Genomic DNA, 7356 nt, shown 5'->3' with positions numbered 1-7356 from the left:
CTTGTATTTGCCGTCGACCGTATTGCTTTCGGAAGTTATCGGGCTGCTGTTGCCAGGGTTTTTGTTCTCGACTTTCTCACCGTAGTATTTCAGTTCGCTGGTGCCGTAATCCCAACGCCCATTATGGCTGACGGAGTAGTTCTGGCGTTCCAGGCGGTTTTTGTCCAGCGAGTCGGAATCACGATCCTGACGGTCGAAACCGTATCCGGCAGTAAAATCGTGATTTTGATTCGGTGTCCAGGCAAATTCGACATTGCCGTCGCGGCTGGAGAATCCTTCAATACGCGGCGTTTCTCCGGTATCGGTGGTCGTTGAGTTTTGCGGGTCATCCTTTTCACGTTTTGCCAGGCTGCCGTAAGCTTTCATTCCCAGCACACCATCAATTAATGGTCCACTGGTAAAGAACTGACCGTTATAGGTATCACCGCGATCGCGATGTTCCTGAATGGTGGTATCGACGGTAACGGTACCCGACCATTTCTGACCGATTTTTTTGGTGATGATATTCACTACACCGCCGAGCGCATCGGAGCCGTATAGCGACGACATCGGGCCACGAACCACTTCAATACGTTCGATGGAATCGACCGGGATCCAGTTCAGATCGAAATCATTGTGGCGGAAGACGGCATTGCGGGAGTTAACGCGTTTACCGTCGACGAGAATCAGGGTGTAGCTGCTGTCCAGACCACGAATACTAACGCCCTTACGGTTATCCCCTTCGTTCGTCAGTTGTACGCCAGGCACTTCTTTGAGGACATCCTTCAGATTCTGTACCGGTTTTCGCTGCAGGTCTTCCTGGGTAATGACGCTGATACTGGCGGGTGCATCTTTGAGGTTTTGTTCAACGGAAGATGCAGTGACAACCATCGTTTCGCCATCATCATCGACCGCTAACACAGGCCATGCACAAGAAATAGCGGACAAACACAGCCCGACCCGTACGAAAGGGTTCAACCTAAACATTCCATATCTCCATGAGGTAACTACGAAAATAAAATGGGTTATCGCTCACATCTTCTTCACGTCCCCTTGCGTACGGCAGCATCGCGGTGGACTTATTTGTATGCAGGTGATCATCCCAGAAAGCCGGAACAGCCTCTGATTTGTCAGCCTTTTTTGATTGCGGCGTAACGATAATGCAAACGATAACAATTATCAATCCAAATGTTAAATTTTATATCCGCATGATTTGTCAGGGAAATGGAATTGAAAAAGCCCTCTCGGTTGAGAGGGCTTAGCAAGGAAGGGAGGAAACTTATTTCTTATCGTTCTGCGGGAACTTCATTTCGCTGTAGCGTACGAAGTGAGTTCCTTTAATCAGCTTGTAGCCGAACCAAATAATCAGGAACAGCGGGATACCAATATACGTTGCCGCTACGCCGCCCCAGTCAATGGTATCTTTCAGGAACGCTTCGTAGTTCTGGCCCAAAGTGATAATCAGACACAGAATGAATGCGAAGATCGGCCCCAGTGGGAAGAAACCTGAACGGTACGGCAGATCGTTAATGTCGTGTCCCTGCAATACGTAACCGCGACGGAAGCGATAGTGGCTAATGGCAATCCCCAGCCAGGCGATAAAACCCGTCATCCCGGAGGTGTTCAGCAGCCACAGGTATACCGTCTGGTTGCCAAACATGGAGGTCAGGAAGCACAGACCGGCAATCACCGTCGTCGCATACAGCGCATTACGCGGCACGCCACCACGCGACAGTTTAGCGAAAATGCGCGGCGCTTTACCGTCACACGCCAGGGTGTACAGCATACGAGTAGACGCATACATACCGGAGTTACCCGCTGACAGCACCGCCGTCAGAATAACTGCGTTCATCACCGCCGCCGCAGAGAGCAGACCCGCGTGCTGGAACACCAGGGTGAACGGACTAACGCTGATGTCTTTAACATCGTTACGCAGCAGGCTCGGATCGGTGTACGGAATAATCAGGCTGATAATCAGGATCGCGAACACATAGAACAACAGGATTCGCCAGAACACCTGACGTACCGCGCGTGGAATGTTTTTCGCCGGATCTTCGGACTCGCCTGCAGCAATACCGATCAGCTCGGTTCCCTGGAAAGAGAAGCCGACAATCATAGCTACGCCGATCATCGCCGCAAAACCACCAGCAAACGGCGCTTCGCCGATTGTCCAGTTGCTCCAGCCCGCAGGCTGCGCGCCTTTGAAGATACCGATAATCATCAGCACGCCAACGATGATAAAGACAATAACTGTCGTGACTTTGATCAGTGAGAACCAGTATTCCGCTTCACCAAAGCCACGAACTGAGATGTAGTTCAGCAGGAAGATAACGCCGAGGAACAACGCACTCCAGATCCAGCCCGGTGTATCCGGGAACCACCAGCTCATGACCAGCTGAGCTGCAACCAGGTCAACGGCGATAGTCACCGCCCAGTTGTACCAGTAGTTCCAGCCCAGCGCGAAGCCAAAGCCTTCTTCAACATAGTTCTGACCGTAAGTGGCAAACGAACCGGAAACCGGCATATATGCAGCCAGTTCACCGAGACTGGTCATCAGGAAGTAAACCATCAGGCCAATCAGCATATACGAGAGCAATGCCCCGCCCGGACCTGCCTGAGAAATCGTTGCGCCAGAGGCAACAAAAAGACCTGTACCGATGGAACCGCCAATGGCAATCATCGTCAGGTGACGCGCCTTTAATTCACGGCGTAAGCCCGGCGCTTCTGTGGTTTTAGTTTCGGAAACCATACAAAAATGCTATCCATCTTAAAAATGAGGCGCGATTGTAGCAGACGATTGGCAATCCTTCCGGCAGAAATACACGGTTATAAGACACCTTCATGATCGCCCAGGGATTATAAGTAAAGCAGCCAATCTCTTTTCTGGCGAATGCATGCTGAGGGCGCTGCGTCACGAAATCGACACAGCACCAGCATGTTCTTGTACAGCAACTTAACGCGGTACATTCGCGGGATCGCAATAGTCCAGAAAGCGCCGTAGCGCGTTGGAAAGGTGTTTTTGCCGATGATGTATACGCCACAACGTACGCATCAGGCGCGGCAGAGGGACCGCAACTTCACTTAATGTGCCTGCCTGCAATTGATCTTCAATCACCCGTCGCGACAGGCAACTAATTCCCAACCCATGACGCACCGCATGTTTGATTGCCTCGGAGTTACCTAATTCCATCGCCATCTCAAACTTCGGTAAATGTGACAGCAATAGATAATCGACAATCTCCCGCGTGCCGGAACCGCGTTCACGCAGGATCCACGGCGCAGCGGCCAGCTGCTCTAAGGTGACCGGACCACGGGCCAACGGCGAAGTCGGCGCGGCGAAAACCACCAGCTCGTCTTCCAGCCACGGTTCAGAAATAATTTCAGTGCTGTGGCACGGTCCTTCAATAAAACCAATATCAACGCGGAAATCCAGCACCGCTTGCATCACGTCCTGGCTGTTCCCAACGCTAAGTTCAATCGGCAACTGCGGATAATCATGGCGATAACGGGCGATAACTGCAGGCAGAATGTAGTTACCGATGGTACTACTGGCATAGATACGAATCGCGCCGTTGTCTTCGCGAAACAGTTGTTCGATTTCAACCGCCTGTTCAAGCAATGCCAACGCACGCGGATAGAGCAGCCGCCCGTGTTCATTAACAACCAGTCTTTTCCCCACGCGATCAAACAGTTGCACGCCAAGCTGCCCTTCCAGGTCGGTCAAGGCTGCGCTCACTGCTGATTGCGACAACGCCAGCATCACCGACGCCTGGGTGGTTGATCCACTTTTCAATACTTCTGCAAAAACTTCCAACTGCCGGAGGGTGATGTGCATAGTCGCTTACCACTTATAAAGATTAATTATAAATATATAATCAATTTTATTTTTAAACCAGTTAGTCGTAACCTTATGCCCGGTTAAAGGAGAGGGTTATGACGAATATCACCTTACAGAAACAACATCGTACACTGTGGCATTTTATTCCGGGGTTAGCCCTGAGTGCAGTTATCACCGGGGTCGCCCTGTGGGGTGGTTCCATTCCCGCGGTTGCGGGTGCCGGGTTTAGTGCCCTCACCCTCGCAATCTTGTTGGGGATGGTTTTAGGCAACACCATCTATCCGCACATCTGGAAAAGCTGTGACGGTGGTGTGCTGTTTGCCAAGCAATATTTATTACGTCTGGGTATCATTCTTTATGGCTTCCGTCTGACGTTCTCGCAAATTGCCGATGTCGGTATCAGTGGGATCATCATTGACGTGCTGACGCTGTCCAGTACCTTCCTGCTGGCTTGCTTCCTGGGGCAGAAAGTGTTTGGTCTGGATAAGCACACCAGCTGGTTGATCGGTGCCGGTAGCAGTATCTGTGGTGCTGCCGCGGTACTGGCGACTGAGCCGGTAGTGAAAGCGGAAGCCAGTAAAGTAACCGTGGCTGTTGCAACCGTTGTTATCTTCGGGACCGTCGCGATTTTCCTCTACCCGGCGATATATCCGCTGATGTCTCAATGGTTTAGTCCGGAAACTTTCGGTATCTACATTGGTTCTACTGTGCACGAAGTGGCGCAGGTGGTGGCGGCAGGTCATGCCATCAGCCCGGATGCGGAAAACGCAGCAGTTATTTCCAAAATGCTGCGCGTGATGATGCTGGCTCCGTTCCTCATCCTGCTGGCGGCGCGTGTTAAACAGCTGTCTGGGGCGAACAGCGGCGAGAAAAGCAAAATCACTATTCCGTGGTTTGCCATATTGTTCATCGTCGTTGCCATCTTTAACTCGTTCCACCTGTTACCGCAGAGCGTGGTGAACATGCTGGTAACGCTGGATACCTTCCTGCTGGCAATGGCGATGGCGGCGCTGGGTCTGACCACTCACGTCAGCGCGCTGAAAAAAGCCGGGGCGAAACCTCTGCTGATGGCACTGGTACTGTTTGCCTGGCTGATTGTTGGTGGTGGTGCGATTAACTATGTGATTCAAAGCGTCATCGCATAAACCACTACATCTTGCTCCTGTTAACCCGCTATCATTACCGTTTTCCTCCAGCGGGTTTAACAGGAGTCCTCGCATGAAATACATTGGAGCGCACGTTAGTGCTGCTGGCGGTCTGGCAAATGCCGCAATTCGCGCCGCCGAAATCGACGCAACCGCGTTTGCCTTGTTCACCAAAAACCAACGTCAGTGGCGTGCCGCACCGCTCACGACGCAAACCATCGATGAATTCAAAGCGGCCTGTGAAAAATATCACTACACATCGGCGCAAATTCTTCCCCACGACAGCTATCTGATTAACCTCGGACATCCGGTCACTGAAGCTCTGGAAAAATCGCGCGATGCCTTTATAGATGAAATGCAGCGTTGCGAACAACTGGGGCTTTCTTTGCTCAACTTCCACCCTGGCAGCCATCTGATGCAGATTTCAGAAGAGGATTGCCTTGCGCGTATTGCCGAATCCATCAACATTGCGCTGGATAAAACTCAAGGTGTAACAGCGGTGATTGAAAACACCGCCGGTCAGGGCAGTAACTTAGGGTTTAAATTCGAACATCTCGCGGCGATTATCGACGGCGTGGAAGATAAATCCCGTGTCGGCGTCTGCATTGATACCTGCCATGCTTTCGCTGCCGGGTATGATTTGCGTACTCCAGCCGAATGCGAGAAAACGTTCGCGGATTTTGCCCGTATTGTTGGCTTTAAGTATCTGCGCGGGATGCACCTTAACGATGCGAAAAGCACCTTTGGCAGCCGCGTTGACCGCCATCATAGCCTCGGTGAAGGCAATATCGGTCATGATGCGTTCCGCTGGATCATGCAGGACGACCGTTTCGACGGCATTCCGCTGATCCTTGAAACCATCAACCCGGATATCTGGGCAGAAGAGATCGCCTGGCTGAAAGCGCAACAAACTGAAAAAGCGGTGGCCTGATCGATGAACGACAGGGAAAAGCAGATTCTTAAAATTTTACGGCGTAACCCGCTGATTCAACAGAATGAAATCGCCGATATTCTGCAAATCAGCCGCTCACGTGTTGCCGCTCATATTATGGATTTGATGCGCAAGGGTTTGATTAAAGGCAAAGGATATATCCTTACCGAGCAGGATTACTGTGTGGTTGTGGGTGCAATCAATATGGATATTCGCGGAATGGCGGATATCCGTTACCCGCAAGCAGCCTCTCATCCAGGTTCTGTTCACTGTTCCGCAGGCGGCGTCGGACGTAATATCGCGCATAACCTGGCTCTGCTTGGTCGGGATGTGCATTTAATATCAGCTATTGGCAACGATTTTTACGGCGAGACATTACTGGAAGAAACGCGCCGCGCGGGCGTGAACGTTTCAAACTGCATTCGTCTGCATGGACACAGCACTGCAACTTATCTCGCTATCGCTAATAAGCAGGAAGAAACTATCCTGGCAATCAATGACACACATATTCTGCAACAGCTAACGCCTCAACTGCTCAATACTTCACGGGACTTGATTCGCCATGCTGGTGTGGTGCTGGCTGATTGTAATCTCACACCTGAAGCCCTGGAGTGGGTCTTTACCATTGCTGATGAAATTCCGATGTTTGTCGATACCGTTTCCGAATTTAAAGCGAACAAAGTAAAAAACTGGTACAGCCGGATCCACACTCTGAAACCAACACAAAATGAACTGGAAATTTTGTGGGGGCAACCGATTAAAGACGACAACGATCGCATCAGAGCTGTAAATTCGCTGCATCAACAAGGTGTTAAACGCATTTTTGTTTATCTGAAAGATGAATCTGTATTTTGCAGCGATAAGGATGGAGAACAATTTTTGCTGACCGCGCCAGCGCATACGACAGTAGACAGTTTTGGTGCTGACGATGGTTTTATGGCGGGCCTGGTATATAGCTTTCTTGAAGGATACAGTTTCCGCGACAGCGCCCGTTTTGCGGTAGCCTGCGCGGCAATTTCGCGCGCCAGCGGCAGCTTAAACAACCCTACCCTGTCTGCCGATAACGCGCTTTCATTAGTGCCAATGGTGTAACAATGTTGCCGGATTCGACGCTTGACCGCATCTTATCCGGCTCATAAATTGCGCACTACGCTAAACCAATAAAGAATCCTGCAATAGTAGCACTCATCAGGTTAGAAAGTGTCGCCGCCGCCAGCGCGCGTAAACCAAGTTGGGCGATTTCCGGCGCACGGTGTGGCGCAACCGCAGAAAACGCCCCCACCACCACCCCGATAGAACCAAAGTTAGCGAAACCGCACAACGCGAAAGAAATAATCGCCACGGTTTTAGCATCCAGAGTGCCACCCGTTTGCAGATATGGCGAGAAATTGAGATAAGCGACAAATTCATTGATCGCCAGCTTCTGCCCAATCAAACTCCCGGCAAGATTTGCATCACTCCAG

At 51.1% G+C, this 7356-nt stretch carries 7 protein-coding genes; 3 read left to right on the top strand and 4 right to left on the bottom strand.

The window, feature by feature from the left end:
* From QZF50_RS21760 to yieE, 3 genes are all read right to left on the bottom strand, one after another.
* Nucleotides 1–966, bottom strand: a 966-nt coding sequence (locus QZF50_RS21760) for a TonB-dependent receptor plug domain-containing protein (RefSeq protein WP_290388988.1), incomplete at its 3' end; no start/stop codon positions are given.
* A gap of 292 nt (nt 967–1258) precedes the next feature.
* Nucleotides 1259–2728 carry a lysine-specific permease gene (gene lysP / locus QZF50_RS21755; RefSeq protein WP_000253273.1) on the bottom strand — a complete coding sequence of 490 codons (1470 nt, stop codon included), beginning with the start codon at nt 2726–2728 and terminating at the stop codon, nt 1259–1261.
* Between the two features lie 204 nt (nt 2729–2932).
* On the bottom strand, nt 2933–3814 hold the full coding sequence (yieE, locus tag QZF50_RS21750; protein ID WP_000548294.1) for a DNA-binding transcriptional regulator YeiE: 882 nt from the start codon (nt 3812–3814) through the stop codon (nt 2933–2935).
* Between the two features lie 98 nt (nt 3815–3912).
* On the opposite strand from yieE, the gene QZF50_RS21745 reads away from it, so the two are divergent.
* The 3 genes from QZF50_RS21745 (at nt 3913) to QZF50_RS21735 (ending at nt 6985) form a co-directional block, all read left to right on the top strand.
* Nucleotides 3913–4962: a YeiH family protein gene (locus QZF50_RS21745; protein ID WP_000182053.1), complete on the top strand. Its 1050-nt coding sequence runs from the start codon at nt 3913–3915 to the stop codon at nt 4960–4962.
* Nucleotides 4963–5035: 73 nt separating this feature from the next.
* Complete coding sequence (gene nfo, locus QZF50_RS21740; RefSeq protein WP_000873890.1) at nt 5036–5893, top strand: deoxyribonuclease IV; 858 nt, start codon at nt 5036–5038, stop codon at nt 5891–5893.
* Nucleotides 5894–5896: 3 nt separating this feature from the next.
* Nucleotides 5897–6985 (top strand): sugar kinase, encoded by a 1089-nt coding sequence (locus QZF50_RS21735; protein ID WP_000999819.1) that lies wholly within the window; start codon nt 5897–5899, stop codon nt 6983–6985.
* Between the two features lie 55 nt (nt 6986–7040).
* Here the strand turns inward: QZF50_RS21735 and QZF50_RS21730 are convergent.
* A partial coding sequence (locus QZF50_RS21730; protein WP_042096791.1) for a nucleoside transporter C-terminal domain-containing protein occupies nt 7041–7356 on the bottom strand: 316 nt, incomplete at its 5' end.

The organism is uncultured Escherichia sp. (genome assembly GCF_948475835.1).
Taxonomy (GTDB): Bacteria; Pseudomonadota; Gammaproteobacteria; order Enterobacterales; family Enterobacteriaceae; genus ECMA0423.
This window is presented reverse-complemented; position numbering and strand designations above follow the sequence as displayed.

Excerpts from the sequence above, each read along its gene's own strand:
- nfo (WP_000873890.1), top strand. The coding sequence starts at position 5,036 with ATGAAATACATTGGAGCGCACGTTAGTGCTGCTGGCGGTCTGGCAAAT.
- QZF50_RS21745 (WP_000182053.1), top strand. The coding sequence starts at position 3,913 with ATGACGAATATCACCTTACAGAAACAACATCGTACACTGTGGCATTTT.
- yieE (WP_000548294.1), bottom strand. The coding sequence starts at position 3,814 with ATGCACATCACCCTCCGGCAGTTGGAAGTTTTTGCAGAAGTATTGAAA.
- QZF50_RS21735 (WP_000999819.1), top strand. The coding sequence starts at position 5,897 with ATGAACGACAGGGAAAAGCAGATTCTTAAAATTTTACGGCGTAACCCG.
- lysP (WP_000253273.1), bottom strand. The coding sequence starts at position 2,728 with ATGGTTTCCGAAACTAAAACCACAGAAGCGCCGGGCTTACGCCGTGAA.